Source organism: Pseudomonas sp. GW822-FHT05A08, from assembly GCF_058800485.1.
Genome location: NZ_CM179511.1, coordinates 3,918,056 through 3,943,850, shown reverse-complemented (window position 1 = coordinate 3,943,850; position 25,795 = coordinate 3,918,056). Strand labels below are relative to the sequence as shown.

Genomic DNA, 25,795 nt, shown 5'->3' with positions numbered 1-25,795 from the left:
GGGGAATGCCCGGCACACCGACGTTTAGGGAAGGTGTTGTTTCAGCACAATGCGGTCGGCTGCAGCTCGCTGGCCTTGATCAGGTTCACCCCCGCCGCGCGCATCTGCCGGGTGGCCTTGTCCAGCGAGCCGTCCATGTCGATGGCCCGGCAGGCATCGACGATCACGAAGGTATTGAACCCCGCCGCCCGCGCATCCAGCGCCGACCAGGCCACGCAATAGTCCAGGGCCAGCCCCACCAGATACACCGTGTCGATGCCGCGCTGGCTCAGGTAGCCGGCCAGGCCGGTCGTGGTGCTGCGGTCCGCCTCGACGAAGGCCGAGTAACTGTCGATATCCGGATTGCAGCCCTTGCGCAGGATCAACTGGGCGTGGGGCAGGTTGAGTTTGGGGTGCAGTTCGGCGCCACGGCTGGCCTGTACGCAATGGTCCGGCCAGAGCACCTGCGGACCATAGGGCAATTGGATGATGTCGTTCGGTGCGTGGCCGTCGTGGCTGGAGGCGAACGAGATATGCCCGGCCGGGTGCCAGTCCTGGGCGATCACCACCTGCTTGAAGTGGCTGCCCAGGCGATTGATCAAGGGTACGATCTGGTCGCCTCCGGGCACGGCCAGCGCGCCACCGGGGATGAAGTCGTTCTGTACGTCGATGACCAGCAGCGCCTTGCGTGAGCGACGGCTGCTGGCGGTTTTGGCAGTAGGCATGTGCAAGCTCCCTGGGTTGAGCAATGAGTCCATTCTCCCAGAGCATAGCGTGCCCGTTCCATGGCGCCGTTCCGCCGGTCAGGGCGTGGGAATCGACTGACTTCGGGTCTTGCCGCCAGCGGCGATGGCCTCTTCGTAGCGGTCATGGGAGAGCAGGCCACTGGCCTGGTCGGCGTCCGGTAGCCGGGTGGTGCGCTGGCTGACGCAGCGCTGGTTCTTGCTGTCCCAGACCTGGCCGTCCGGGCAGTTGGCGGCGACCGCCAGCAAGGTCGTCAGCAGGCCGCCGGCGAGCAGCAGCGGGGCGCCGAAGGCGAGGGGAGGGAGGTTCATCGCGCGGTCTCCATGCGGATAGCGGTCCCTCCATTAAAGGTCCATCGCCCTGGCCGCGCTGCCCAAACTGACAGATTTTTCATGCCGTCAGTCGCCTGGGCGGGGCTATGCTGGGCAGCACTGGCCAATGATCTGGAGCCGACCGATGAAAGACCCGCAACCTGCGATCCATCATGCTGCCGCCGACGGCTACAAGGGCGCGGCCGACACCTATGTGCGTGGCCGCCCGGACTACCCGCCGGCGCTGGATCAGTGGCTGCGCACCTGCCTGGGCTTGCAGGCCGGCCAGGTGGCGGTCGATCTCGGCGCCGGCACCGGCAAGTTCACCGGGCGCCTGCTGGCGACCGGGGCGCGGGTGATCGCCGTGGAGCCGGTGGCGCAGATGCGCGCCAGGCTCGCCGCCAGCTATCCCCAGGCCGAAGCCCTGAGCGGCACCGCCACTGCTATTGCGCTGGCCGACGAATCGGTGGACGCCGTGGTCTGCGCCCAGGCCTTTCACTGGTTCGCCAGCCATGAAGCGTTGAGCGAAATCGCCCGGGTGCTCAAGCCGGGCGGCCGCCTGGGCCTGGTGTGGAACCTGCGCGATGCGCGGGTGCCGTGGGTGCAGCGCCTGGACCGGATCGTCAACGCCCTGCAAGGCGATACGCCGCGCTATTACACCGGGGCCTGGCGCCAGGCCTTTCCCCATCCGAGTTTCACGCCCTTGCAGGAGCAGCACTTTCGCAACAGCCACAGCGGCGCGCCGCAGAACGTGATTTTCGATCGGGTGCGCTCCACCAGCTTTATTGCGGCCTTGCCGGATGCGCAGAGGGCGGAGGTCGACCGGCAGATCGCCGCCTTGATCGCCGAAGAACCGGAGCTGCGGGATAAATGCGTGGTCAGCGTGCCTTACGAAACCGCGGCGTTCTGGGCCCACAAAATCCCGTGATCCGCCAATCCTCCTGCCCACAACCCATAGAGAATAGATAGGCCGTTGTGTGGCCAGTCCCGGTTTTGGCCGATGCGCTGCCTTACTGCGCGGCACAGGCCCTTGCTATAGTTCGGGCCTCATTTTTTTGCCCGGTAAGGAATGCTGCCATGTCCGAATATCAAGCCTTTCGCGTCGAACTTGCTGACAACATCGCCCATGTGCAGATCAACCGGCCGGAAAAGATCAACTCGATGAACGCCGCGTTCTGGAGCGAGATCATCGAGATCTTCCGCTGGATCGACGATACCGACGCGGTCCGCGTGGTGGTGCTGAGCGGCGCCGGCAAGCACTTTTCCTCGGGCATCGACCTGATGATGCTGGCCGGCGTGGCCAACGAACTGGGCAAGGACGTCGGGCGCAACGCGCGCCTGCTGCGGCGCAAGATCCTGCAGCTGCAGGCATCCTTCAATGCCGTCGACAACTGCCGCAAGCCGGTGCTGGCGGCGATCCAGGGTTACTGCCTGGGCGGCGCCATCGACCTGATCGCCGCCTGCGACATGCGCTACGCTGCCGCGGACGCGCAATTCTCGATCAAGGAAATCGATATCGGCATGGCCGCCGATGTCGGCACGTTGCAACGTTTGCCACGTATCATCGGTGACGGCATGCTGCGCGAACTGGCTTACACTGGGCGCACCTTCGGCGCCGAGGAGGCGCGCAGTATCGGCCTGGTCAATCGCACCTACGCCGACAGCGAAAGCCTGCTCGACGGCGTGATGGGCATTGCCTGGGAAATCGCCAGCAAGTCGCCGATCGCCGTCAGCGGTACCAAGGAAATGATCGGCTACATGCGCGACCATCGCATCGACGACGGCCTGGAATACATCGCTACCTGGAACGCCGCCATGCTGCAATCCACCGACCTGCGCGTGGCCATGGCCGCCCATATGAGCAAACAGAAACCTGAATTTCTGGACTGATTGAACATGACTTCACGCTGGACCACCGCAGTACTGGATATCGACCTTCCCGGCGGCTGGGCCGTGGCCCGCGGCCCGCAGGGCTTTCTGTTCGACGACAACGGCGCGCTGTTCCCCCGCGAATGGCTCAAGCGCCAGGACCTGCCGATCCTCGCCGAGCACGGCATCGGCCACCTGGATGGCGAGCCGGTCTACCTGCTGGAGCTCAAGAGCGTTTCCGAGGTGCCGGGCTGCAACTGGAAAGGCCTGCGGGCGTTCATGCTCGACGGCGATCACACCCTGTACAAGGTCCTGGGGTATGCCGCGCAGATCGGCACCTGGGCCCGCGAGCACCGCTTCTGCGGCAACTGCGGCCAGCCCATGACCCAGGTGATGCGCGAGCGGGCGATGTACTGCGAGCCCTGCGACCTGCGCAGCTACCCGCGGATTTCACCGAGCATGATCGTGCTGATCACTCGCGGCGACGAGGTGTTGCTGGCGCGGTCGCCGCGTTTCGTCCCCGGGGTCTACAGCACCCTGGCCGGGTTCGCCGAACCGGGCGAATCGGCCGAGGACTGCCTGGTGCGCGAGGTGCGCGAAGAGGTGCAGATCGAGGTCAAGAATATCCAGTACATCGGTAGCCAGTGCTGGCCGTTCCCGCATTCGATGATGCTGGGTTTCCATGCCGAGTACGCCGGCGGCGAGATCGTGCCGCAGGAAGACGAGATCGAGGATGCGCAGTGGTTCAACGTGCATGCGTTGCCGCCGCTACCGGCGTCACGCTCGATTGCCCGTTACCTGATCGATCTGTATGTGGCGCGGCGCCTGGGCTTGGCGGAGCCTGTATTGCCGGGTTGAGCCCCGGCTGGAAGGAGCTGGAAACAAACAGCGCGGGCGAATCCATTGGGTTCGCCCGCTGTCGTTTCAGTGGGTCAAACGGCGCTGAACCAGTGCTGCCAGGCCAGGCGCACGGTCAGGCCCAGGACCACGGTGATGAACACCGGGCGAATGAATTTCGCGCCACCGCTGATCGCGGTACGGGCGCCGAAGAAGGCGCCGACCATCAGCGACAGGCCCATGCTCAGGCCGATGGCCCAATCCACCTGGCCGGAGAAAATGAAGATCGACAGCGCTGCCGCGTTGCTGACGAAGTTCATGCTGCGCGCCACGCCGCTGGCCTTGACCAGGTCGATGGGGTAGAGCAGCAGGCTGCTGACGGTCCAGAAGGCGCCAGTGCCGGGGCCGGCCACGCCGTCGTAGAAACCGAGGCTGAAGCCTTGGGTCGATTGCCACTTTTTCTTGATCGGCGCCTCGCTGTCCAGCGGCGCTTTCGGCGTGCCGCCGAACAGCAGGTACACGCCACAGGCGAAGACGATCACCGGCAGCATCTTGTTCAGCCATTCGGCCGGCAGGTAATGGGCCACCACCGCGCCGCTCAGCGCACCCACCAGGGTGCCGACGATAGCGTGGGTCCATTGCCGCGGGTGGAACAGCTTGCGCCGGTAGAAGGTGAAGCTGGCGGTGGCCGAGCCAAAGGTCGAACTCAGTTTGTTGGTGCCCAGCACCAGGTGCGGCGGCAGGCCGGCGGTGAGCAGCGCCGGGGTGGTGAGCAGGCCGCCGCCGCCGGCAATGGCGTCGATAAAGCCGGCAATGAAGGCGACGAGGGCCAGAATGGCGAGGGTGGTCAAATCTACGCTGAGTTCGAAAGGCATGGGATCGACTTATTTCGGCGGGGCGCAGAAGAGCTGCGCGAAAGGTCGGTATCTTACCCATAACCTTTCACGCCCGCGACCGTCCCAATTCTGTAGGAGCGGCCGGTGAGGCTGCTATTGGCGCTGTGGCCCGTTGCCGATCTGCCACACGAACGGCGGTTCGCTGCCATTGATCAGCCAATCGCCGACGATGCGCGCCTTGTAGATCACCGGGTTGTGCGACGACAGGGTACGGGCGTTGCGCCAGTGGCGGTCGAGGGCCTTGCCCTGGCGGATATCCGAAGCGCCCAGGGCATTGAACAGCTCGCTGGTGGCGCGCTGGATCAGCTCGCTGACCACCACCTGGGCCGTGGCCGACTGGATTTCCGCGGCGACATTGGCTGCCCGCTCTGCCTCGTCATTCCCGGCAAAGCGTGCCAGGTACGCCTGCTGCGCCGGTTCCGCCGCGCGCACCGCGCTGGCCTCGGCGGCATACACCAGGGCCGAGATTTCCCCGACCACCTGCTGCACCTGGGCATCCTCGCTGACCCGGGGCGCGTTGCCGTGGCTGTAGATGCGCTTGCGCGCGCGCACCTCGTGGGCCACATCGCGCACTGCGGCGCGGCCGACGCCCGCCAGTGTCGCCAGCAGCACCAATTGATAGAACGCGGTCTGGTATTTGAAGCGGGTGGCGAAGTCGATAAGGTTCTCGGCCTCCACCTCGGCATCGACAAAGCGCGAGGTGCCGCTACCCGTGGTGCGCTGGCCGAAGCCGTCCCAGTCGTCGCTCTGCACGATGCCCGGCTGGCGGGTGCGCACCGCGGCGATCACGTCGCCACCGGTGTCGCTGCGCCGGGCGTAGACATCGATCCAGTCGGAGAAAATGCTCCCGGTGCTGTAGAACTTCTCGCCGTTGAGCCGCCACTTGTCGCCGGCCGGCGAGACCTGGGTGATCACCTCGCCAATGGCCACGCTGCCGATCTCGGTCCAGGCGCAACCGACGATGTCGCCCTCGACGAAACGCTTGAACCACAGGTCCCGTGCCGGTCCCGGGGCAGCGTTGAGGCGGTCCTCGGCAAAGGCGAAATGCCCGCGCAAGGCTTGCGGCACGTTGGAGTCGGCCTCGGCCAGTTCGATCAGCAACTGGAACAACTGCGGCAGGGAGGCGCCGCCGCCACCGTATTCCACCGGCACCCGCACCGCGCCAAAACCGGCCTCCTTGAGCCACCCGATCGCCTCGTACGGCAGGCTGCGCGATTGCTCGCGCTCCACCGCGCCGGCGGCGATCCGCTTGAAGATCGGGCGGAAGCGCCCGGCCAGGGCTTCGTAGTCGACGCCTACGGACAATGGATTGATCACCTGGTGTTCGGTCATGGGCACAGCTCCTTGAGTCGGCAGTGAAAGCGTGGTTTGCGCGGAGGGGATTGCATGGTCCGTGCCGGGAGGCGGGCGGCTGTAATCAGCGGGCCAGGCGCAGGGCGGTTGGTCGGCAACTGTTGCCCAGCCAACAGCGCATCAACAAATCGACCTGTTGATGGAGCAGATGACGGTCTACCTGTAGCCGCTGCCGCAGGCTGCGATCGGCTGCGCAGCAGACGCTGCCTTTGCCGACGCAGGAAGGCCCTTCGGGCCTTTGCGCAGCCTGCGGCAGCGGCTACAGGGGTGCGCGGCCCTGGAGTTTTCCGGCTGGCACGGTTGCTGCTCTGTTCCCCGGACACTTCAGTCGCGAGGACACGCCAATGAGTCAGCAAGCCGTCAAATTTGCCTACTGGGTACCGAACGTCAGCGGCGGGCTGGTGGTCAGCAAGATCGAGCAGCGCACCCACTGGGGCATCGACTACAACCGCAAGCTGGCGCAGCTGGCCGAGGCCGCCGGGTTCGAGTACGCCCTGACCCAGATCCGTTTCACCGCCGGTTACGGCGCCGAGTTCCAGCATGAGTCCGTGGCGTTCAGCCATGCGCTGCTGGCCGCCACCGACAAGCTCAAGGTGATCGCGGCGATCCTGCCCGGCCCCTGGCAACCGGCGCTGGCGGCCAAGCAGCTGGCGACCATCGACCAGCTGACCCATGGCCGGATCGCGGTGAATATCGTCAGCGGCTGGTTCAAGGGCGAGTTCCAGGCCATCGGCGAACACTGGCTGGAGCACGACGAGCGTTATCGGCGTTCCGAAGAATTCATCCGTTCCCTCAAGGGCATCTGGAGCCAGGACAACTTCACTTTTCGTGGCGACTTCTATCGCTTCGACAACTACAGCCTCAAGCCCAAGCCGCTGGGTCAGCCGGAAGTGTTCCAGGGCGGCAGTTCCCGCGCTGCGCGGGACATGGCGGCACGCGTCTCCGACTGGTATTTCACCAACGGCAACACGCCGGAAGGCATCAAGGCCCAGGTCGACGACATCCGTGCCAAGGCCGCGGCGAACCATCATTCGGTGAAAGTCGGGGTCAATGCCTTCGTGATTGCCCGCGACACCGAGGAGGAAGCACACGCGGTGCTGGCCGAGATCATCGACCAGGCCGATCCGGAAGCGGTGAATGCCTTTGGCGACGCGGCGAAACAGGCGGGCAAGGCATCGCCGGAAGGCGAGGGCAACTGGGCCAAATCCACCTTCGAGGACCTGGTGCAGTACAACGACGGGTTCAAGACCAACCTGATCGGCACGCCGCAGCAGATCGCCGAGCGCATCGTCGCCTTGAAGGCCGTGGGCGTGGACCTGGTGCTGGCGGGGTTCCTGCATTTCCAGGAAGAGGTGGAGTACTTCGGCAAGCGGGTGTTGCCACTGGTGCGCGAGCTGGAAGCCAAGGCGGCGCTGAAGCGGCAGGATGCCGCGGCTTGAGGTGGACTGTAGGAGCGAAGCTTGCTCGCGATAGCGGTTTAGCGGACACACCGCGTCGCCAGCATCGCGCGCAATCGAGCGTCGACCGGCCGCTCCTACAGAAGAAGGTTACAGGCCCAGGTCGGACAGCCCCGGATGGTCATCCGGGCGCCGGCCCAGCGGCCAGTGGAACTTGCGCTCGCTTTCCTTGATCGGCATGTCGTTGATGCAGGCGTAGCGGTTGGCCATCAGGCCGTGCTCGTCGAACTCCCAGTTCTCGTTGCCGTAGGAGCGGAACCAGTTGCCCGAGTCGTCGTGCCATTCGTAGGCGTAACGCACAGCGATGCGGTTGTCGGTAAAGGCCCAGAGTTCCTTGATCAGGCGATAGTCCAGTTCCTTGGCCCATTTGCGGGTCAGGAATCCCTTGGCTTCTTCACGGTTGTGGGCGAACTCGGCGCGGTTACGCCATTGGGTGTCCAGGGTGTAGGCCAGGGACACCCGCTGCGGGTCGCGGGAGTTCCAACCGTCTTCGGCCAGGCGGACCTTTTCAATGGCCGATTCGCGGGTGAAAGGGGGAAGTGGCGGACGAACTTCAGCGTTAGATGACATTTAAAGTCTCCAATGAAAGTTGAGGTTCAGCAGTGTCGAACTTGTTTTAAACGATTACAGGTCCAATAACTTTCGCGCCATGCATTGCGCATTATCGGCGGCACTGCGATCACCCATCACAAGTGCAACGGTAATGGCCCCGTCAATCAGGATCAGCAGCTGTCTGGCTTGCTCCTCCGGATCTTCGGTGCCGGGTTTTTCCGAGGCGTGTTCCTTGCAGAGCTCGAACACGTAGTCGAACAGTTTCTGTTTGTGCGCCCTGGCCACCACCCGTACCGGGTCCTGCGGGTCGCCGGTCTCGCCGCTGGTATTGATGAAGGCGCAGCCGCGAAAGTCCTCCGAGGCGAACCAGCCGCCCAGCACCGTGAACAGGTTGAGCAGGCGCGCGGCCGCGGTCGGGGCCTTGTCCACTTCGCTGCGAAACCAGTGCATCCAGCGCAGGTCGCGGCGTTGCAGGGCGGCCACCACCAGTTCGTCCTTGGTGGTGAAGTAGCGGTAGATGCTCTTTCTGGAGACGCCGGCGGTCTTCACCAGAAGATCCATGCCCGTGGCGGCGATGCCACTTTTATAGATCAACTTTTCGGTGACATCCAGAATGATGTCGCGTGTGTCGTTGCTAGTGATTTCGTTCATGTGGCGTACAGTAGAACGATCGTTCTCCTTGGTCAACAAGTTATTTTCGATCGATGAATTTATTATCGCGACCCATCCCGTCACCCGCGCTTGCGCGGCAGGCGCCAGAGGGCAGGCGACAAATCTTCACAGCGCCCCGCAAGACCCGGGCCGGCACCTTGGTGTAAGCTCTTGCGCTCTTTTGGATTCGACCTTCTGCGAGCCCTATGCCGTCGCTTTTCAAACGTTCCCTGCTGCCAAAATTGCGCAGCTTCCCGCTGGCTGCCGATGACCTGTCCATCCTCAATGGCGCCGCCGAATTCCGCCGTTGCCTGCTGGAGAAGATCGCTCAGGCCACCCGGCGCATCTATATCGTCGCGCTGTACCTGCAACAGGACGAGGCCGGCCAGGAAATTCTCGATGCCTTGCACGCCGCCAAGGCCGCGCGTCCGGAGCTGGACGTGGTGGTCGTGGTCGACTGGCTGCGCGCCCAGCGCGGGCTGATCGGCGCCGGCAAGCAGCCGGGCAACTCGGCCTGGTACCAGGAAATGACCCGCACCCACGAAAGCGTAGTGCCGGTGTACGGCGTGCCGGTGCAGACCCGCGAGCTGTTCGGCGTGCTGCACCTGAAGGGGTTCGTGATCGACGATTGCGTGATCTACAGCGGCGCCAGCCTGAACAACGTGTACCTGCACAAGTTCGACAAATACCGCTTCGACCGCTATCACCTGTTGCACAACCGCGAGCTGGCCGACTCCATGCAGCACCTGGTCCAGCATGGCCTGGTAGCGTCGCGGGCGGTGCATCGCCTGGACCTGCCGAACCTGCCGACCACCCGCAGCCTGCGCAACGACATCGGCGACCTGCGCAGCCGCCTCAAGCACGCGGCCTACGACACCAGTGCCGGCGGGGTGCTCAAGGACCAGTTGTCGGTCAGCCCGCTGCTCGGGGTGGGCAAGAACAACCCGCTGAGCCGGGTCATCTGCGAACTGATCGCCAGCGCCCAGCAGCAACTGACGATCTGCACGCCGTACTTCAACCTGCCGCTGGCGGTGACCCGGGAAATCAACCGCGCCCTGGCGCGCGGGGTGAAGATCGACATCATCGTCGGCGACAAGACCGCCAACGACTTCTACATTCCGCCGAGCGAGCCGTTCAAGGTCATCGCCGCGCTGCCGTACCTCTATGAGATCAGCCTGCGGCGCTTCGCCAAGAGGCATCAGAAGGCCATCGACAGCGGCCGCCTGAACCTGCACCTGTGGCGCGATGGCGACAACACCTACCACCTCAAGGGCATGTGGGTGGACCAGCGCTACACCTTGCTCACCGGCAACAACCTCAACCCGCGGGCCTTCCGCCTCGACCTGGAAAACGCCTTGCTGCTCGACGACCCCAAGGGCGAGTTGCTGGAACCGCGGCGCCAGGAGCTGGAAACGATCTTCCGCCACACCCGGCGCATCGAGCACTTCCAGCGCCTGGAAACCCTGGTGGACTACCCGGCGGCCGTCGGCAAGTTCCTGCGCCGGGTCAGCCGGGTGCGCATCGAGCGGTTGCTCTACCGCATCCTCTGAGGTCCGCGGCGAACGATCCACGATGGAGTCGTTCTTGCTGGCCCTGAAGCCCCTGCGGGGCTTATCGCAGCCTTCGGCAGCGGCTACACGAAGCCAGGCCCCGATCCTGTAGCCGCTGCCGAGCCTGCGAGGCTGCGACAAGGCCCGCAGGGCCTTCATCGGTCTTGAGATCACCGCGCCCCTTCGGGACGTACGCAGCCTGCGGCAGCGGCTACACGAAGCCAGGCCCCGATCCTGTAGCCGCTGCCGAGCCCGCGAGGCTGCGACAAGGCCCGCAGGGCCTTCATCGGTCTCGAGATCGCCGCGCCTCTTCGGGACGTATGCAGCCTGCGGCAGTGGCTACAGCTGTATCAGCGGCCGGATCAGCTGGGGCTTTTCGCCGCCGGCCAGGCCGCCACCAACAGCAGCAACAGCGTGGCAATCAGGTAGGGCAGGCGCGGTTCGACGGCGTAGATCAGCGAGCCGGCCAACGGGCCGATCACCACGCCAAACCCCTGGGCCGCGCCAATCGAACCGGCGGTGGCGCCTTGTTCCGAGGCGTCCACGGCGTTGGCCGCCAGGGCAGAGAAGGACGGGAAGATCGCACCCATGCCCGCCGCCGAGACGAAGAACCCCAGCCACAGTCCCCAGGCGGTCTCCACCAGCATGCAGCCGGCAAAACCGCTGGCGGCCAGCAGCGCGCCGGCGCGGATCATCCGCAGCGGCGGCCATTCGAGTTTGCGCACCACCAGTTGCGAGCAGATCAGCGCCACGCCGACCATGGCCAGGGCGATACCGGCGGCCTGGGCGGCGTCGGCGCTGTCCAGGCCCAGGCGGTCGAGGGCGTAGAAGCTCACGGTGATCTGCGCGATGGACACGCAAAGCATGGCGACGAAGGCCACCGCCATCGGCCGGCGCAGCCGTGGGTCGCTCAGGCGTACCGAGCGCGGCGCCTGCTTGAGGTGCAGTTCCTGGCGCGGCAGCTTGTACAGCAACACCAGGAACGCCGCCAACGGCAGCACGGCCATGGCATACAGCGGCAGGCTCAGGCTGACCCGGGCCAGCAGCGCGGCCACGGCCGGCCCCAACACCAGGCCGACGGCGTTGGCGGCGCCCAGGGTGGCCATGGCGCGGGCCCGATGTTCGGGTTCGACGTTGTCGGCGATCAGGGCAAAGCCGCCCACCGGAATGGCCGCGTAGAACACCCCGATCAGGCCGCGCCCGAGCATCAGGCCGATAAAGGCCAGCCACATGCCCGGCAGCAGGTGCAGCGAGACATCGATGAACAGGCACAGCGCCCAATAGGCGAGGGTGAAGCCGGCCGTGCCGAGCAGCAGCACCCGACGGCGCCCGAAGCGGTCGCTGGCCTGGCCCCAGGGGCGCGCCAGGAGCATCCAGATCACCCCGGAAACGGTCACCGCCGCGCCGGCCTGCCAGGTGGCCAGGCCGAGCACGCGCACGATCGGGCCGATCAACGAGACGAAGGCCATCATCGACATGGTGCAGGCCATGTAGGCGAGCATCAGCGGTAGCAGTTTGAACGGCGCGGCGGTCTGCGGCGGTTGGGCCGTGGCAGTGGACATGCAGGGTCTTCCATGAAAGTCGGGAGTGCGCGGGACGTTATCGCTAAAACGCGCCCGCGCCCAGGGTTATTGGCGCAGGTGATGGTAGCCCAGCAGGGCAGGTGACGGGGCGAGTCATCGGCACGCCGGCCGGACGGCTGCCTGTAGGAGCGAAGCTTGCTCGCGATAGCCGCGCAGCGGCGGTCGTCAAATTTCACCGCGTTGTCCTGGCGGGTTTATCGCGAGCAAGCTTCGCTCCTACGCAAGATCGGGCCGGGTACCCGGAGCTCAGTCCAGGCCCAGCTTGCCGCGCAGGGTCGAGAGGTCTTCGGCCAGGGTATTGACCGGGCCCACCAGCGCCTTGCGGTCGTTGTCCTTGACCTTGTCGTAGGTCTCGAAGCCGCCGTCGGCGGTTTTGTACTTGGCCAGGATCTTGTTCACCGTGGCGAAGTTCTTGTCGACCTTGGCGACGAAGGCCGGGTCCTGCTGCTCGATCTGCGCACGGAACAGGTCGACGATTTTCTTCGCCCCGTCGATGTTGCCCTGGAAGTCGTAGAGGTCGGTGTGGCTGTAGCGGTCTTCCTCGCCGGAGACCTTGGTCGCGGCCACTTCCTCCAGCAGGGCGGCGGCCCCGCCGACGACTTTTTCCGGTGGGAAGGTCAGGCCGGCGACGCGGGCCTGCAGGTCCTTGACGTCCTTGTTCAGGCGGTCGGCCAGGGCGTCCAGGCCCTGGGTGGAGTTCTGCGCGAACAGCGAATACTCGATGCGGTGGAAGCCGGTGAAATCCTCGGCCTCGACGCCTTGTTCGTGGTCGTCGACCCGCGAGTCGATGGCCGCGTCGAGGTCGCTGAACAGTTCGGCGATCGGCTCGATCGACTCGTAGTACACCCGGGTCGGTGCGTAGAGTTTTTTAGCCGTAGCCAAATCACTTTTCTTTACCGCGTCGGTAAAGGCCTGGGTGTGGCTGGCCAGCTCGTCGAGCTGCTCGGTGACGTAGATCTTGTAGTCGGAAATCGGCCCCACCAGCTCCAGCGGCGAGGTGGCGGCAACCGCCGACAGCGGAACATGCAGCAGGCCAAGGGTCAGCAACACAGCGAGGGGCGACTTTTTCATGGGACGTTTCCGTAGGGGGGTGGGTGGTGGTCAGGCGCTGGTTTTCGCTTGGGTGGCCTCGAGCAGCGTGCGGCCGAGGAAGTCCTGCTCGCCGCTGACGCCGGGCAGGCTGAAGAAATAACCGCCGCCCACCGGCTTGAGGTATTCCTCCAGGGGCTCGCCGTTAAGGCGGGTCTGTACCGCGATGAAGCCTTGCTCCAGGTCGGCCTGGTAGCAGATGAACAGCAGGCCCATATCCAGCTGGCCGTTCTTGTTCACCCCGTTGGAGTAGTTGAACGGCCGGCGCAGGATCAGGTTGCGCTGGGTTTCGGCGGTACGCGGGTTGGCCAGGCGGATGTGGGCGTCGAGCTTGGTCAGCTGGCCGTGCGGGTCCTTGCGGTAGTCCGGCACCTGGTGTTCCTGCTGGCCGTCCATGGGCGCGCCCGAGGCCTTGACCCGGCCGATGATGCTTTGCTGTTCCTGCAAGGGTGTGCGGTCCCAGCGTTCGACGAAGTTGCGGATGATGCGCACCGCCTGATAGCTGCCGTGGGCGGCCCAGGCCGGTTCGTCGCTGCCTGGCTGGACCCAGACGATCCGCTCCATGGCCTTGCGGTCGTTGGAGTCGGGGTTGGCCGAGCCGTCGCGAAAACCCAGGAAGTTGCGCGCGCTCTGCGCCGGCTCGCCAGGACGCGCCGGGGCCTGGGGCGGCACGCTGCCTTCCTGCTTCCAGCGCACCAGCAGCAGGTCCGGGAGGTTTTTCACGATGTCGCGCAGGGCGTGGATATTGGTGTCGGCGGTGTTGGCGCAGAACTGCAGGCTCAGGTCGCCGTGGCAGCAGTCGGGTTCCAGCGCATCGTTGGGGAAGCCGACCATGCGCATCAGGCGCTTGGGTTTGGCCGCGGCCAGGCCGAAGCGCTCGTCGAACAGCGAGGCGCCCACCGAGACGGTGATGGTCAGGTTGTCCGGGGGCACCACCGGGCCGAGGATGCCCGAGTCCAGCGGCGGCAGTTTCGGATCGACCTGGGGCACCGGGCCGCCGGTCATCAGGAACTTGATGCGCTGGTCGAGGGTGCGCAGCAGCCGCTCCAGGTCCTCGCGGTCGCTGGCCAGCACGTCGAACGCCACCAGCATGCCGGCCGCCGGGCGCGGGGTGACGATGCCGCTTTGATGCTGGCCGTGGAAGTCGTGGCGGTCCAGGGTCTGGTCGCTGCTCGGTGCTTGCGTGACCTGGGCGGCGGCTTTCCCGGTCTGGGCTGCCAGCGCCGGGCAGCTCAGGCTGCTGCCGGCCAAAGCCACACCGGCGGCGCCCATGCCGAGCAGTACGCGACGGCGTTGGGCGGAGAAAGCTGGATTGGAAGCGTCTGAATCGTTCATCGGGCGGAGGTCTTCTGCTTACAGGCCGGAGAGGCCAAGGGCGGGATCGATTCCATCGAGTGCATCGGCCAGAACCTTGGCCTGGTCGGCGATCCGCTTGCGCTGATCGGCGCCGACACTGTCGTAGGAGGCGTAGCCATCGGCGCTGCGCAAAGCGCTGTACTGGCTGTCGAGGGCGCCGAGGGCGCTGTCGATCTGCGCCAGCAGCGGGGCGGAGGGCTTGGCCAGCAAGGGTCGCAGCAGGTCGACGACCTTGCGCGTGGTCTCCAGGTTGGCGGCAAAGCCGTTGAGGTCGCTGTGGCTGTAGCGTTCTTCCTCGCCGCTGGCGGCGCGCACCTCGGCGATGCTGCGCTGGGTGCGCGCGACCAGGCTGACCAGTTGCTCCGGTGGCAGCGACTGGGCCAGCAGTTGTTGCTTGAGCGTGGTGACATCGCTGAGCAGGCGCTGGGCGATCGGCGCCAGGCCGCTCAGGTCGCGTTGCTGGAACAGCGCGTATTCGAGGCGGTGGAAGCCGACGAAGGCGGGGTCCTGCTCGCGTTTTTCGAAATAGTCGGCGCGGGCGTTGATGCTGTTGTCCAGCTCGCCCAGGCGCTGGGCGGCCGGAGCAAGACGCTGGTAGGCCGCGCGCGCCGGCAGGTACAAGGCCCGGGCCTGGGCCAGGTCGCCGGCCTGGATGGCGTGCTCGAGCTCGGTCACGGCCTTGATCAGGGCGCTGCTCTGGCGGCTCAGGTAGACCCGGAACTCCGACAGCGGGCCGATAAAGGCGACCATCGACGGCCGGGCCTTGGCCTGGGCGTCGGACTCGGCCGTCGGGGTCACATGCAGGGTGCCGCGCGGGTTGCTCAGCAGGCCGCAGGTGATGGCGTAGTCGCCGGGCTGCAGCCTGGCGTTGATCACCTGGCTCAGGCCCGGCGCGATGTTTTCCCGTTCTTCGACCACCAGCACGCCGTCGAGGATTTCCCATTCCACAGCGCGGTCCGAGCGGTTGACGATACGAAAGCTCGCTGGCCCGGCCGGCACGCTCAGGGCGTTCGGCTCGCAGCTGCGGGGGTGGATGGTCACGGTGATTTCGTCCTGGTGCGCCTGGCGCTTGCTGGCGGCCAGCTGCGAGGCGTAATAGAACAGCCCGCCGGCGGCGATCATCACCATCACGGAGCCCGCGAGTGCCCAGCGCAGGACGCTCGGTATCGGGGGCTGTGGGGAGGCTTGCTGGGTCATGGAAAGGCCTTACTGGCTGGAAACGGAAGACGATGGGCTGGCGGCGGGTGCCGCGCCGGGCATGAAGAACAGCACCAGGGTCACCAGCAGGTAGATCAGATAGGCGCCCAGGGTGCTGACGGTCGGCGCGTCCTGGTAGCCGAACATGCCGGCCAGCACCGAGCCCAGCGGGCCGTCCATCGGCAGGCTGGCGCTGAAGTCGAACAGCACGCCCTGCAGGTGGTTCCAGACCCCGGCTTCATGCAGGGCCTGCACCGAGTTGGCGAGGATGCCGGCGGCCACCACCAGGATGAACAGGCCGGTCCAGCGGAAGAACGCGCTGAGGTTCAGGCGCATGCTGCCGCTGTAGATCAGCCAGCCGACGACGATCGCCAGTACCAGGCCGAGCAGGGCGCCGATGGGCGCGGCCGGGCCCTGGCTCTGCTGGAACACCGCGAGCAGGAAGAACACGGTTTCCAGGCCTTCGCGGGCCACGGCGAAGAACACCATGGCGATCAGCGCCGTGACCTGGTGCCGGGAACCGGTCAGCGCCTGGTCCAGCGAGGTTTGCAGGGAATGCTTGAGCGAACGCGCGACCTTGCGCATCCAGAACACCATGGAGCTGAGGATGCCCACGGCCACCAGGCCGACGATGCCTTCGAAGAGTTCCTGCTGCTTTTGCGGAAACTCGGCGCTCATCAGCTCCAGGCCACCGCCCACCAGCAGGGCCAGGGCCACGGCGAGAAACACGCCGATCCACACGGCCGGCATCCACTGGCCGCGTCCGGTCTGTTGCAGGTAACTGGCGATGATGCCAACGATGAGCGCGGCTTCGATCCCTTCGCGCAGCATGATCAGAAATGGAACGAGCATTCAGCACCGGCGGGGAGATAGATAGGGAGCTAAGTTGTAACATAATGATACGTATTCACAAATGGCGATGATTGCTATTTGCTGAACGTGAGCTGAACGGGGCGCGTTTCGTGGGGCGCGTGTTTGTGTCTGTAGGAGCGAGCGGGCGGCGATCCGACTTGCCCGCGATAGCCACGCCGCACAATGCCTGACACACCACAGTGCCTGCATCGCGGGCAAGCCTCGCTCCTACGAAGGGGGCGGCGGTGTTTGTGGGGTCAGGCCAGGTTCTGTTCGGTCAGGCGCTGCACGGCCAGGCGTCGGTAGTGGGAAGGGGTCATGCCCTTGAGTTGCTGGAAGCGCCGGTTGAAATTGGAGATGTTGTTGAAGCCGGACTCGAAGCACACGTCGGTCACTGGCTTGTCGCCGTCGGCCAGCAATTCGCAGGATTTGCTGATGCGCAGGCGGTTGACGAACTCGACGAAGCAGCGGCCGGTGGCCTGCTTGAACACCCGGGAGAAGTAGGTGGGTTTCATGCCCAGGTAGTCGGCGACTTCCTCCAGCGGCAGTTCGCGGGCGTAGTGGGCGAAGATGTAGTCCACCGCGCGGTTGGTGCGGTCGACGTTGTGCTCGTCGGCCAGTTGCACGTTGGTGGCGCCGGACAGCAACTGGTAATCGTCACAGGCGGCCAGCAGTTCCAGCAGGATGAAAAAGTGCCCGAGGCGGGTGATGCCGCTGGAGTCGGCGATGCGCTGCATCAGCTCCATGGCCTGGGCGATGGTGCGTTTGCAACGAAACTCGATGCCGTACTGCGCGCGCTCCAGCAGCGGCGTCAGGCTCTTGAGTTCGGCGAACACCTGATAGCCGCTTTCGAACAGCTCGTCGGTGAAGTTCACCAGCATGTCGCGCTTGGCCACCACTTCGTCCTCGGCCACCTGGCTGATCCAGTTGTGGGGCAGGTTGGGGCCGGTGAGGAACAGCGATTCGGGGTGGAAGTTGCCGATGTAGTCGCCGATGAACACCTTGCCGGAGCTGGCGACGATCAGGTGCAGCTCGTATTCCTTGTGGAAATGCCAGCGCACCAGGGGGCAGGGGAAGCCGTGCTGGCGATAGATGATCGACAGGCCGTTGTGGTCGTCCATCAATTCGTAGGAAGGGTCGGTGACTCTCGCTGATCGGCTCATGGCGCTGCGCTTTTTATCGTTGTTGCGCCCGATCATGCCTCCTTCAAACCCTCAGCACCAGTGCCGGCCGTTACACCTGTAGCCGCTGGCGCAGCCTGCGATAAGGTCCGCAGGACCTTCAGGGCCCTCAAGAGCGGCGCCCCCTTCGGGGTCGATCGCAGCCTGCGGCAGCGGCTACAGGGGCGGGTGTCCGGGATCGGCGGGCGTGCCTCAGGCCAGGCGGTTTTTCGCTTCGATCCACTGCGCCATGTACTGGGTGCTCTTGTGGTGATGGTGACGCAGCATGCCGCCGGTGAAGTTATCGCGGCGCAGTTGCGCCAGGTTCGCCCGGCAGTACTGCAGGCGCTCGATCAGGGCCGGGCCGTGGACCTGTTGCCGATAGCGCGCAAGCAACAGTTGGCGCCCCTGTTCCTGGGCCGCGCTCCACAGCGCCTGGTCCTGGTACAGGCGCACCGCCGCCGCGGCGATGGCGCTGGCCGACTCGGCAATCGCTCCCGGCCAGGGCGCGTCACCGTGCATGGCTTCGGCGCCGACCGGGGTGGTGACGCTCGGCGTGCCACAAAGCATGGCGTCCAGCAGCTTGCCCTTGATGCCCGCGCCGAAGCGCAGCGGCGCCAGGCAGATCCGCGCGGCGGACATGACTTGCAAGGCATCCTCGGCCCAGTTCATCACCAGGAAACCCTGGGCCGGGTTGTGCAGGGCCGCGGCCTTGGGCGGGGTGTAGGCGCCATAGAGATGCAACTGCGCGCCCGGCAGCTGCTGGCGGATCAGCGGCCACACGGCGTTCTTCATCCACAGCACCGCGTCCCAGTTCGGCGCGTGGCGGAAGTTGCCGATGCTCAGGAAGTGCGCCCGTTCGGCGAAGGGCACATAGCTGTGCGGCATGTGCTCGGGCATCAGCGGGCACCAGTGCAGCAAGGCCGGCGGCAAACCGAATTGCCCGACCAGCAGCTCGATCTCGAACTCGGAGATCATCAGGCTCAGGTCGCAGCGGTACAGCGCGGCGATTTCGCGACGGGCCTGGTCGGTGTCGGCCATGGCGGCGAACTCCTGCGCGGCGGCGGGGGCGAACAGGGCGCTGAAGTCATCGTTGTCGTCGCTGGCCTTGAGGTGCTCCTTGAGGCGCTGATGGCGGGCGTGGCGCAGGCTCTGCAGGTCGGAGGTCTCGAGCACGCGCAGCGCGCCGGGGCACTGTTGTTCGACGCGCCAGCCGAACTGTTCCTCCATCATGAACTGGTCGAACAGCACGATATCCGGCGCCAGTTCGGCGATGAAGCGGTCGAAGCTACTGTTGTTCAGTTCGATCGGGCACTCGCGGATGCCCAGGGCGCTCAGGTCTTCCTTGTGCTCGCCGGGGTTGGCCGGGCTGCTGAAGGTGATGTCCCAGCCTTGCCCGAGCAAGACCTGGAGGATCTGCATCAGGTGCCCGCTGGCCGCCGATGAGCGGGGTTCGGGCCAGACGTAACCAATGACCAGGACTTTGGTGGCGGCGGTCGGACTCATGAGTGGGTATTCCTGAAAAACGCGGGGGTGTCTGCGGGGGGCGCCATTAAACCACAGCAGGGCGCTGGCGCGGCCGCCCTGGCGCCCATGGCCGAGGCGCTCGTCGGGTCGGCGCGGGTTACCGAGGGTTCAGCCGAGGATGGCGCGGACCTTGTCGCGCAACTGGTCGATGGAGAAGGGCTTGCCGATCACCGCCATACCGGCGGGCACCTCGATGTTTTCCGCGTAGCCGCTGGCGAACAGCACCGGCAACTCCGGGCGCAAGGCGCGGGCGCTGGCCGCCAGTTCCTTGCCGTCCATGCCGGGCAGGCCGACGTCGGTCATCATCAGGTCGATCCGCAGCGCGCGGTCCTGCAACCGGGCCAGGGCCTCTTCGCTGCCCGCGGCTTCCAGCACCTTGAATTCCAGCTCCTCCAGCACATCGACAATCAGCATGCGCACGATGGCATCGTCTTCGACGACCAGGATGGTGGAATCGGTGGGGGACATGGCAAGGCTCTCGAAAATAAATGGAAAAAAAGGACGGCAGCGGAAAAAAGTGCTTGTCTCTTGCATCAGTAAATAACGCGCAATGACAAGTTCCCAAAGCTGTACAAAAAAGTAATCCTGTACAAGCTGTGCCAGAATAACCTGTCTGCTCGAGGGTGGGCAGTGCAGGATGAAAAATTGCCACCGAGCTTGTCGCAAGCATAGATACGCTGCCCTCCTTTGGGGCAAACTCCATGGTTTTTGACCCTTTACCAAGGCCTTTCAATGATCTCTTCGTCTTCGGTCGATGAACAGAGTTTTCGCAAGCTGCTAAGCCGCAACATCGCGCTTCCCCTGGGCGTGGGCGTGCTCAGCGCGGTGGTCTTTGTGTCCCTGATCAGCTATCTGCTCTCGGCGATCCAGTGGGTCCAGCACAGCGATCGGGTGATCAACGGCATCAACCAGGCGGCCAAGCTGACGGTCGACCTGGAAACCGGCATGCGCGGCTTCCTGATCACCGGCGACGAGCATTTTCTCGACCCGTATGAAGTGGCCAAGCCGCAGATCTTCAGCGAATTGCGCGAGCTGCGCGGGCTGGTGGCGGATAACCCACAGCAGGTGGATCGCTTCAAGCGCCTGGAAGCCTTGCAGGAAGAGTGGGGCCTGCACGCGAAAAACATGATCGAGATGCGCCGCCAGGAGGGCGATTATCGCCGCTCGGTGCAGTCCGGCCGGGGCAAGCGCCTGACCGACCAGATGCGCAAGGAGTACGACGAAGCGGTGGCGATGGAGCAGCAACTGCGGGTCGATCGCAACGAGAATGTCACGCGCACCACGATCCTCAGCGTGGTCCTGTACCTGCTGTTCGTGGTGGTGATCAGCGGCCTGCTGGCCTATATCGGGCGCCGCGACCTGCTCAACCTGTCGAAGAGCTACAGCGCCAACCTCGAGGCCCAGCAGCAAAGTGCCCGGAGCCTGGCGCAACAGGCCTGGCTGCGCAGTGGCCAGACCGAACTGGCCGAGCAGTTGCTGGGGCAACTGACGCTGAACCTGCTGGGGCGCAACCTCCTGCAGTTCTGCGCGCAATACCTGGGCAGCGTGGTGGCGGCGCTGTACGTGCGTGAAGAGCACGGCGGCCTCAAGCGCGTGGCCGCCTACGGCTTCTCCCGCGAGCAGGAAGAGCGCGAACAGTCGATTTTCCTCGGTGAAGGCATGGTCGGCCAGGCGGCCCAGCAGGACCGGCTGATCCGCCTGGACGAGGTGCCCGCCGATTACTTCAAGGTCAGCTCCGGCCTGGGCGAAGGCGTACCGCGCAGCGTGCTGGTGGTGCCGACCAGCGACGACGACCGGGTCAACGGGGTGATCGAGCTGGGCTTCCTGCGCGCCCTTAGCGAGCGTGATGTCGAGCTGCTGGAACTGATCGCCGGCAATATCGGCACCGCCATCGAGGGCGCGCGTTATCGCCAGCGCCTGCAGGAAGTGCTGGCCGAAACCCAGCAGCTCAACGAAGAGCTGCAAGTGCAACAGGAAGAACTGAAGACCGCCAATGAGGAGCTCGAGGAACAGTCGCGGGTGCTCAAGGAGTCCCAGGTGCACCTGGAGGCCCAGCAGGTGGAACTGGAGCAGACCAACGAGCAGCTGGCGGAGCAGCGCGACGCCATGGACCGCAAGAACGGCGAGCTGAACCAGGCCCAGGTGCAGTTGCAGGAGCGTGCTGAGGAGCTGCAGCGTTCGAGCAAGTACAAGTCGGAATTCCTCGCCAATATGTCCCACGAGCTGCGCACGCCGCTGAACAGCTCGCTGATCCTGGCCAAGCTGCTGGCGGAAAACGCCGAGGAAAACCTCACTGCCGAACAGGTGCAGTTCGCCGAGTCGATTTATTCGGCGGGTAACGATCTGCTCAACCTGATCAACGACATTCTCGATATTTCCAAGGTCGAAGCCGGCAAGCTCGAAGTACGCCCGGAAAACGCCAGCGTCGCGCGCCTGGTGGAAGGTCTGCGCGGGCTGTTCCAGCCGCTGACCGCGGACAAGGGCCTGGAATTTCGTGTCGAGTTGCAGCCTGGCGCGCCTTCGATGCTGTTCACCGACTGCCAGCGGGTCGAGCAGATTCTCAAGAACCTGCTGTCCAACGCGGTGAAGTTCACCGAGAAGGGCCAGGTCAGCCTGACCGTGTCGCGCGAGCCCGAGGCGGGCATTGCCTTTGCTGTGCGCGACTCAGGGATAGGCATCGCCCCGGAACAGCAGGAAAGCATTTTCGAAGCCTTCCGCCAGGCCGATGGCACCACCAATCGCCGTTATGGCGGCACGGGCCTGGGGTTGTCGATTTCCCGCGACCTGGCGGCATTGCTCGGCGGTTCGATCACGGTCGCCAGCGAGCCGGGGCAGGGCAGTGTCTTCACCCTGGTGCTGCCGGAACAGTACGTCGAGCACGCACCAGAGCCGCAAGAGGCGGCCAGGCCCGCCGCCGTGCGGGTGATGCCGGTGCCGAGCAAGCCGGCTGCACCGCCGGTGCCCGAGGTGGAGATTGCGCGTTTCGCCGACGATCGCGACAAGGCGCCGTTCGCCACCCGCTGCATCCTGGTGGTGGAGGACGAACCGAACTTTGCCCATATTCTGTATGACCTGGCCCACGAGCTGGGTTACCAGTGCCTGGTGGCCCACGGCGCCGACGAGGGCTACAGCCTGGCCGAGCAGTTCGTGCCGGACGCGATCCTGCTGGACATGCGCCTGCCGGATCATTCCGGCCTGACGGTGTTGCAGCGCCTCAAGGCGCATGCCACCACCCGGCATATCCCGGTGCATGTGATCTCCGTGGAAGACCGGGTCGAGGCCGCCATGCACATGGGCGCCATCGGCTACGCGGTCAAGCCCACCACTCGGCAAGAGCTCAAGGATGTGTTCGCCCGCCTGGAGGCCAAGCTCACCCAGAAGGTCAAGCGTGTGCTGCTGGTGGAGGACGACGACCTGCAGCGCGACAGCATCGCCCGGCTGATCGGCGACGACGACATCGAGATCACCGCCGTCGGCCTGGCCCAGGAGGCCCTGGAGCTGCTGCGCGACAACCTCTACGACTGCATGGTCATCGACCTGAAGCTGCCGGACATGCTCGGCAACGACCTGCTCAAGCGCATGTCCACCGAGGACATCTGCTCGTTCCCGCCGGTGATCGTCTACACCGGGCGCAACCTGACCCGCGACGAAGAGGCGGAGCTGCGCAAGTATTCGCGCTCGATCATCATCAAGGGCGCGCGCTCGCCCGAGCGCCTGCTGGATGAAGTGACCCTGTTCCTGCACAAGGTCGAGTCGCAGCTGTCCCACGAGCGGCAGAAGATGCTCAAGGCCGCCCGCAGCCGCGACAAGGTCTTCGAGGGACGCAAGGTCCTGCTGGTGGACGACGATGTGCGCAATATCTTCGCCCTCACCAGCGCCCTGGAGCAGAAAGGCGCGATCGTGGTCATCGGCCGCAACGGCCATGAGGCGATCGCCAAGCTCAACGAAGTCGAGGACATCGACCTGGTGCTGATGGACGTGATGATGCCCGAGATGGACGGCTACGAAGCCACCCAGGAAATCCGCAAGCAGCCGCGCTGGCGCAAGCTGCCGATCATCGCGGTGACCGCCAAGGCGATGAAGGACGATCAGGAGCGCTGCCTGCAGGCCGGCGCCAACGATTACCTGGCCAAGCCGATCGACCTCGACCGGCTGTTTTCCCTCATTCGAGTCTGGTTACCCAAGATGGAAAGAATCTAGTGGAGCGCAATACCGAGATCGAACTGCGCCTGTTGATCGAAGCTATCTACCTCAAGTACAGCTACGACTTCCGCGATTACTCCGGCGCCTCGATCAAGCGCCGGATCAACCATGCGCTGCGCCAGTTCGAATGCAAGACCATTTCCGCCCTGCAGGAGCGGGTGCTGCACGATCCGGGCGCGTTCATGCAGCTGCTGCAGTTCCTGACGATCCCGGTCAGCGAGATGTTTCGCGACCCGTCGCACTTCCTGGCGATTCGCCAGGAAGTGGTGCCGCTGCTCAAGACCTATCCCTCGATCAAGATCTGGATCGCCGGCTGCAGCACCGGCGAAGAGGTCTATTCCATGGCCATCCTGTTGCGCGAGGAAGGGTTGCTGGAGCGCACCATCATCTACGCCACCGATATCAATCCCAGCTCCCTGGAGAAGGCCAAGCAGGGCATCTTTTCCCTGGAGAACATCCGCGCCTACACCCAGAACTACCAGCAGGCCGGCGGTTTGCGCTCCTTTGCCGACTACTACACGGCGGCCTACGACTACGCGATCTTCGACAAGACCTTGCGTGAGAACGTGACCTTCGCCGATCACAGCCTGGCGACCGACAGCGTGTTTTCCGAAACCCAGCTGATTTCCTGTCGCAACGTGCTGATCTATTTCAACAAGAAGTTGCAGGACCGGGCCTTCGGCCTGTTCCACGAGTCGCTCTGCCACCGTGGGTTCCTGGTGCTGGGCAGCAAGGAAACCCTGGACTTCTCGGCCTACGGCGAGCATTTCGAGCCGCTGGTCAAACAAGAACGGGTCTACCGCAAATCATGAACGATGACGCCATCGGGCAATCCGCCTTGCCGCGGGTCGAGGCCATAGTGATAGGCGCGTCGGCCGGCGGCGTCGAGGCGTTGCTGAAAATCTTCACGGCGTTTCCCGAGGGCTTCAGCCTGCCGATAGTGGTGGTGCTGCACCTGCCCGAAGAGCATCGCAGCCAGTTGGCCGAGCTGTTCGCCCAGCGCCTGGCGCTGCCCGTGAAAGAGGCCCGCGACAAGCAGACCATCGAGCGCGGCACCCTGTATTTCGCCGTGCCCGGTTATCACTTGTCGGTGGAACAGGACCGCAGCCTGTCCCTGAGCCAGGAGGAGCGTGTGCATCATTCGCGTCCCGCCATCGATTACCTGTTCGACTCCGCCGCCGATGCCTATGGCCCACGCCTGGCCGCGGTGCTGCTGACCGGGGCCAACCAGGACGGCGCCCATGGCCTGGCCCAGGTCAAGCGGCGCGGCGGCCTGAGCATTGTCCAGGACCCGGCCGAGGCCCAGGTGGCGACCATGCCCGAGGCGGCCATCGCGCTGCACCGACCGGATTACATTCTCCCTTTGCACGGCATCAGCCGTCTGCTTGTCGAGCTGGAACGAATCGCATGTTAAGTAATATCCAAGCCAAGCTGCTGATCGTCGACGATCTGCCAGAGAACCTGTTGGCCCTCGAAGCGCTGATCAAGCGCGAGGACCGCCAGGTGTACAAGGCGCTGTCAGCGGACGAGGCATTGTCGCTGTTGCTCCAGCATGAGTTCGCCATGGCCATCCTCGATGTGCAGATGCCCGGCATGAACGGTTTCGAGCTGGCCGAGCTGATGCGCGGCACCGAGAAGACCAAGAACATCCCCATCGTGTTCGTCAGCGCCGCCGGGCGCGAGCTCGACTATGCCTTCAAGGGCTACGAAAGCGGCGCGGTGGACTTTTTGCACAAGCCGCTGGATACCCATGCGGTGAAGAGCAAGGTCAATGTGTTCGTCGACCTGTACCGGCAGAGCAAGGCCATGAAGCAGCAGGTCGAAGCCCTGGAGCAGAGCCGGCGCGAGCAGGAGGCGTTGCTCAAGCAGTTGCAGGCGACCCAGAACGAGCTGGAGCAGGCGGTGCGCATGCGTGACGATTTCATGTCGATCGTCGCCCACGAGGTGCGCACGCCGCTGAACGGCCTGATCCTGGAAACCCAGCTGCGCAAGATGCACCTGGCCCGCGACAACGCCGCCGCCTTCACCCTGGACAAGATGCATGTCATGGTCGACCGCGACGAGCGCCAGATCAAAAGCCTGATCCGCCTGATCGAGGACATGCTGGACATCTCGCGGATCCGTACCGGCAAGCTGTCGATTCGCCCGAGCCGGGTCGACCTGGTGCAGCTGGTGCGCGGCCTGCTGGAGAGTTTCGCGCCCCAGGTCGAGGCTGCCGAGTCGTCGATTGCCCTGAGCGCCGAAGACTCGGTACTCGGCCAGTGGGACGAGTTCCGCATCGAACAGGTGATCTCCAATCTGCTGACCAATGCCCTGCGCTATGGCGCCAAGAGCCCGATCGAAGTGCGGGTGTACAGCGCGGACGGGCAGGCGCGGGTCGAAGTGCGCGATCACGGGATCGGCATCAGCGAGGAAAACCAGGCGCGTATCTTCCAGCAGTTCGAGCGCGTCTCTGTCAATCATGCGGTGGCCGGGCTCGGGCTGGGGTTGTTCATTTCCGAGCAGATCGTCACCGCCCATGGCGGCACCATCGAAGTCGACAGCAGGATCGGCGAAGGTGCCCTGTTTCGCGTTTGTCTGCCGCTGTAGGAAAACACCGGCTCCCACGCAACCTTCTGGATGACCGGAT

Annotated in this window: 23 protein-coding genes; 9 read left to right on the top strand and 14 right to left on the bottom strand. The window is 64.9% G+C overall.

What is annotated here, in order from left to right; translation table 11 throughout:
- Positions 1 to 41: 41 nt before the first annotated feature.
- Positions 42 to 704 carry a bifunctional nicotinamidase/pyrazinamidase gene (pncA, locus tag AC3RCP_RS17550; RefSeq protein WP_053261447.1) on the bottom strand — a complete coding sequence of 221 codons (663 nt, stop codon included), beginning with the start codon at positions 702 to 704 and terminating at the stop codon, positions 42 to 44.
- A 78-nt stretch (positions 705 to 782) separates the two neighbouring features.
- Positions 783 to 1,034, bottom strand: a complete 252-nt coding sequence (locus AC3RCP_RS17545) for a hypothetical protein (protein WP_492571292.1) — start codon at positions 1,032 to 1,034, stop codon at positions 783 to 785.
- 145 nt (positions 1,035 to 1,179) lie between these two features.
- On the opposite strand from AC3RCP_RS17545, the gene AC3RCP_RS17540 reads away from it, so the two are divergent.
- The 3 genes from AC3RCP_RS17540 (at position 1,180) to nudC (ending at position 3,761) form a co-directional block, all read left to right on the top strand.
- Positions 1,180 to 1,962, top strand: a complete 783-nt coding sequence (locus AC3RCP_RS17540; RefSeq protein WP_492571293.1) for a class I SAM-dependent methyltransferase — start codon at positions 1,180 to 1,182, stop codon at positions 1,960 to 1,962.
- Positions 1,963 to 2,111: 149 nt separating this feature from the next.
- Positions 2,112 to 2,924 (top strand): crotonase/enoyl-CoA hydratase family protein, encoded by an 813-nt coding sequence (locus AC3RCP_RS17535; protein ID WP_101338168.1) that lies wholly within the window; start codon positions 2,112 to 2,114, stop codon positions 2,922 to 2,924.
- A gap of 6 nt (positions 2,925 to 2,930) precedes the next feature.
- Positions 2,931 to 3,761: an NAD(+) diphosphatase gene (nudC, locus tag AC3RCP_RS17530; RefSeq protein ID WP_009049279.1), complete on the top strand. Its 831-nt coding sequence runs from the start codon at positions 2,931 to 2,933 to the stop codon at positions 3,759 to 3,761.
- Positions 3,762 to 3,835: 74 nt separating this feature from the next.
- On the opposite strand, the gene AC3RCP_RS17525 is transcribed toward nudC, so the two are convergent.
- Both AC3RCP_RS17525 and AC3RCP_RS17520 read right to left on the bottom strand, forming a co-directional pair.
- The gene (locus AC3RCP_RS17525) at positions 3,836 to 4,615 is read right to left on the bottom strand and encodes a TSUP family transporter (RefSeq protein ID WP_007926540.1); all 780 of its coding nucleotides are present in this window, start codon (positions 4,613 to 4,615) and stop codon (positions 3,836 to 3,838) included.
- Positions 4,616 to 4,729: 114 nt separating this feature from the next.
- Entirely contained in the window at positions 4,730 to 5,968 is a 1,239-nt protein-coding gene (locus AC3RCP_RS17520; RefSeq protein ID WP_492571294.1) for an acyl-CoA dehydrogenase family protein, read from the bottom strand.
- Positions 5,969 to 6,333: 365 nt separating this feature from the next.
- Here AC3RCP_RS17520 and sfnG point away from each other — a divergent pair, with 365 nt between their 5' ends.
- Positions 6,334 to 7,428 (top strand): dimethylsulfone monooxygenase SfnG, encoded by a 1,095-nt coding sequence (gene sfnG, locus AC3RCP_RS17515; RefSeq protein WP_492571295.1) that lies wholly within the window; start codon positions 6,334 to 6,336, stop codon positions 7,426 to 7,428.
- A gap of 108 nt (positions 7,429 to 7,536) precedes the next feature.
- Here sfnG and AC3RCP_RS17510 read toward each other — a convergent pair whose 3' ends face one another.
- Positions 7,537 to 8,016: a nuclear transport factor 2 family protein gene (locus AC3RCP_RS17510; RefSeq protein WP_053261441.1), complete on the bottom strand. Its 480-nt coding sequence runs from the start codon at positions 8,014 to 8,016 to the stop codon at positions 7,537 to 7,539.
- Between the two features lie 54 nt (positions 8,017 to 8,070).
- Positions 8,071 to 8,649 carry a TetR/AcrR family transcriptional regulator gene (locus AC3RCP_RS17505; protein ID WP_007932924.1) on the bottom strand — a complete coding sequence of 193 codons (579 nt, stop codon included), beginning with the start codon at positions 8,647 to 8,649 and terminating at the stop codon, positions 8,071 to 8,073.
- 206 nt (positions 8,650 to 8,855) lie between these two features.
- Between AC3RCP_RS17505 and pssA the strand changes: the two genes are divergently transcribed.
- The gene (gene pssA, locus AC3RCP_RS17500; protein ID WP_007932925.1) at positions 8,856 to 10,199 is read left to right on the top strand and encodes a CDP-diacylglycerol--serine O-phosphatidyltransferase; all 1,344 of its coding nucleotides are present in this window, start codon (positions 8,856 to 8,858) and stop codon (positions 10,197 to 10,199) included.
- 362 nt (positions 10,200 to 10,561) lie between these two features.
- Here pssA and AC3RCP_RS17495 read toward each other — a convergent pair whose 3' ends face one another.
- From AC3RCP_RS17495 to AC3RCP_RS17460, 8 genes are all read right to left on the bottom strand, one after another.
- Entirely contained in the window at positions 10,562 to 11,761 is a 1,200-nt protein-coding gene (locus AC3RCP_RS17495) for an MFS transporter (RefSeq protein WP_101338165.1), read from the bottom strand.
- Positions 11,762 to 12,028: 267 nt separating this feature from the next.
- A complete protein-coding gene (gene efeO, locus AC3RCP_RS17490; RefSeq protein ID WP_492571296.1) occupies positions 12,029 to 12,853 on the bottom strand; it encodes an iron uptake system protein EfeO in 825 nt (274 codons plus the stop codon).
- A gap of 30 nt (positions 12,854 to 12,883) precedes the next feature.
- A complete protein-coding gene (efeB, locus tag AC3RCP_RS17485; protein WP_492571297.1) occupies positions 12,884 to 14,206 on the bottom strand; it encodes an iron uptake transporter deferrochelatase/peroxidase subunit in 1,323 nt (440 codons plus the stop codon).
- A gap of 18 nt (positions 14,207 to 14,224) precedes the next feature.
- The gene (efeO, locus tag AC3RCP_RS17480) at positions 14,225 to 15,424 is read right to left on the bottom strand and encodes an iron uptake system protein EfeO (RefSeq protein WP_492571298.1); all 1,200 of its coding nucleotides are present in this window, start codon (positions 15,422 to 15,424) and stop codon (positions 14,225 to 14,227) included.
- A gap of 9 nt (positions 15,425 to 15,433) precedes the next feature.
- The gene (efeU, locus tag AC3RCP_RS17475; protein ID WP_492571299.1) at positions 15,434 to 16,276 is read right to left on the bottom strand and encodes an iron uptake transporter permease EfeU; all 843 of its coding nucleotides are present in this window, start codon (positions 16,274 to 16,276) and stop codon (positions 15,434 to 15,436) included.
- 257 nt (positions 16,277 to 16,533) lie between these two features.
- Positions 16,534 to 17,439: an AraC family transcriptional regulator gene (locus AC3RCP_RS17470; protein WP_101339438.1), complete on the bottom strand. Its 906-nt coding sequence runs from the start codon at positions 17,437 to 17,439 to the stop codon at positions 16,534 to 16,536.
- Between the two features lie 210 nt (positions 17,440 to 17,649).
- Positions 17,650 to 18,942, bottom strand: a complete 1,293-nt coding sequence (locus AC3RCP_RS17465; protein WP_007924860.1) for a glycosyltransferase — start codon at positions 18,940 to 18,942, stop codon at positions 17,650 to 17,652.
- A 129-nt stretch (positions 18,943 to 19,071) separates the two neighbouring features.
- Positions 19,072 to 19,431: a response regulator gene (locus AC3RCP_RS17460; protein WP_101338161.1), complete on the bottom strand. Its 360-nt coding sequence runs from the start codon at positions 19,429 to 19,431 to the stop codon at positions 19,072 to 19,074.
- A 264-nt stretch (positions 19,432 to 19,695) separates the two neighbouring features.
- Here AC3RCP_RS17460 and AC3RCP_RS17455 point away from each other — a divergent pair, with 264 nt between their 5' ends.
- Genes AC3RCP_RS17455 through AC3RCP_RS17440 form a run of 4 tightly spaced genes read left to right on the top strand, consistent with a single transcriptional unit; the run spans position 19,696 to position 25,755 of the window.
- Positions 19,696 to 23,163 (top strand): response regulator, encoded by a 3,468-nt coding sequence (locus AC3RCP_RS17455; RefSeq protein ID WP_101338160.1) that lies wholly within the window; start codon positions 19,696 to 19,698, stop codon positions 23,161 to 23,163.
- A complete protein-coding gene (locus AC3RCP_RS17450) occupies positions 23,163 to 23,978 on the top strand; it encodes a CheR family methyltransferase (protein ID WP_025808689.1) in 816 nt (271 codons plus the stop codon). Before AC3RCP_RS17455 ends, AC3RCP_RS17450 begins: the two co-directional genes overlap by 1 nt.
- Positions 23,975 to 24,580, top strand: coding sequence for a chemotaxis protein CheB (locus AC3RCP_RS17445; RefSeq protein ID WP_101338159.1), 606 nt, complete (start codon positions 23,975 to 23,977; stop codon positions 24,578 to 24,580). The genes AC3RCP_RS17450 and AC3RCP_RS17445 overlap by 4 nt, the downstream gene beginning before the upstream one ends.
- The gene (locus AC3RCP_RS17440) at positions 24,574 to 25,755 is read left to right on the top strand and encodes a hybrid sensor histidine kinase/response regulator (RefSeq protein WP_101338158.1); all 1,182 of its coding nucleotides are present in this window, start codon (positions 24,574 to 24,576) and stop codon (positions 25,753 to 25,755) included. The genes AC3RCP_RS17445 and AC3RCP_RS17440 overlap by 7 nt, the downstream gene beginning before the upstream one ends.
- The last annotated feature ends 40 nt before the right edge of the window (positions 25,756 to 25,795 follow it).

What these genes read in the sequence shown, in the direction of transcription:
- pncA (WP_053261447.1), bottom strand. Translation starts at nt 704, where the DNA reads ATGCCTACTGCCAAAACCGCCAGCAGCCGTCGCTCACGCAAGGCGCTG.
- AC3RCP_RS17545 (WP_492571292.1), bottom strand. Translation starts at nt 1,034, where the DNA reads ATGAACCTCCCTCCCCTCGCCTTCGGCGCCCCGCTGCTGCTCGCCGGC.
- AC3RCP_RS17540 (WP_492571293.1), top strand. Translation starts at nt 1,180, where the DNA reads ATGAAAGACCCGCAACCTGCGATCCATCATGCTGCCGCCGACGGCTAC.
- AC3RCP_RS17535 (WP_101338168.1), top strand. Translation starts at nt 2,112, where the DNA reads ATGTCCGAATATCAAGCCTTTCGCGTCGAACTTGCTGACAACATCGCC.
- nudC (WP_009049279.1), top strand. Translation starts at nt 2,931, where the DNA reads ATGACTTCACGCTGGACCACCGCAGTACTGGATATCGACCTTCCCGGC.
- AC3RCP_RS17525 (WP_007926540.1), bottom strand. Translation starts at nt 4,615, where the DNA reads ATGCCTTTCGAACTCAGCGTAGATTTGACCACCCTCGCCATTCTGGCC.
- AC3RCP_RS17520 (WP_492571294.1), bottom strand. Translation starts at nt 5,968, where the DNA reads ATGACCGAACACCAGGTGATCAATCCATTGTCCGTAGGCGTCGACTAC.
- sfnG (WP_492571295.1), top strand. Translation starts at nt 6,334, where the DNA reads ATGAGTCAGCAAGCCGTCAAATTTGCCTACTGGGTACCGAACGTCAGC.
- AC3RCP_RS17510 (WP_053261441.1), bottom strand. Translation starts at nt 8,016, where the DNA reads ATGTCATCTAACGCTGAAGTTCGTCCGCCACTTCCCCCTTTCACCCGC.
- AC3RCP_RS17505 (WP_007932924.1), bottom strand. Translation starts at nt 8,649, where the DNA reads ATGAACGAAATCACTAGCAACGACACACGCGACATCATTCTGGATGTC.
- pssA (WP_007932925.1), top strand. Translation starts at nt 8,856, where the DNA reads ATGCCGTCGCTTTTCAAACGTTCCCTGCTGCCAAAATTGCGCAGCTTC.
- AC3RCP_RS17495 (WP_101338165.1), bottom strand. Translation starts at nt 11,761, where the DNA reads ATGTCCACTGCCACGGCCCAACCGCCGCAGACCGCCGCGCCGTTCAAA.
- efeO (WP_492571296.1), bottom strand. Translation starts at nt 12,853, where the DNA reads ATGAAAAAGTCGCCCCTCGCTGTGTTGCTGACCCTTGGCCTGCTGCAT.
- efeB (WP_492571297.1), bottom strand. Translation starts at nt 14,206, where the DNA reads ATGAACGATTCAGACGCTTCCAATCCAGCTTTCTCCGCCCAACGCCGT.
- efeO (WP_492571298.1), bottom strand. Translation starts at nt 15,424, where the DNA reads ATGACCCAGCAAGCCTCCCCACAGCCCCCGATACCGAGCGTCCTGCGC.
- efeU (WP_492571299.1), bottom strand. Translation starts at nt 16,276, where the DNA reads ATGCTCGTTCCATTTCTGATCATGCTGCGCGAAGGGATCGAAGCCGCG.
- AC3RCP_RS17470 (WP_101339438.1), bottom strand. Translation starts at nt 17,439, where the DNA reads ATGAGCCGATCAGCGAGAGTCACCGACCCTTCCTACGAATTGATGGAC.
- AC3RCP_RS17465 (WP_007924860.1), bottom strand. Translation starts at nt 18,942, where the DNA reads ATGAGTCCGACCGCCGCCACCAAAGTCCTGGTCATTGGTTACGTCTGG.
- AC3RCP_RS17460 (WP_101338161.1), bottom strand. Translation starts at nt 19,431, where the DNA reads ATGTCCCCCACCGATTCCACCATCCTGGTCGTCGAAGACGATGCCATC.
- AC3RCP_RS17455 (WP_101338160.1), top strand. Translation starts at nt 19,696, where the DNA reads ATGATCTCTTCGTCTTCGGTCGATGAACAGAGTTTTCGCAAGCTGCTA.
- AC3RCP_RS17445 (WP_101338159.1), top strand. Translation starts at nt 23,975, where the DNA reads ATGAACGATGACGCCATCGGGCAATCCGCCTTGCCGCGGGTCGAGGCC.
- AC3RCP_RS17440 (WP_101338158.1), top strand. Translation starts at nt 24,574, where the DNA reads ATGTTAAGTAATATCCAAGCCAAGCTGCTGATCGTCGACGATCTGCCA.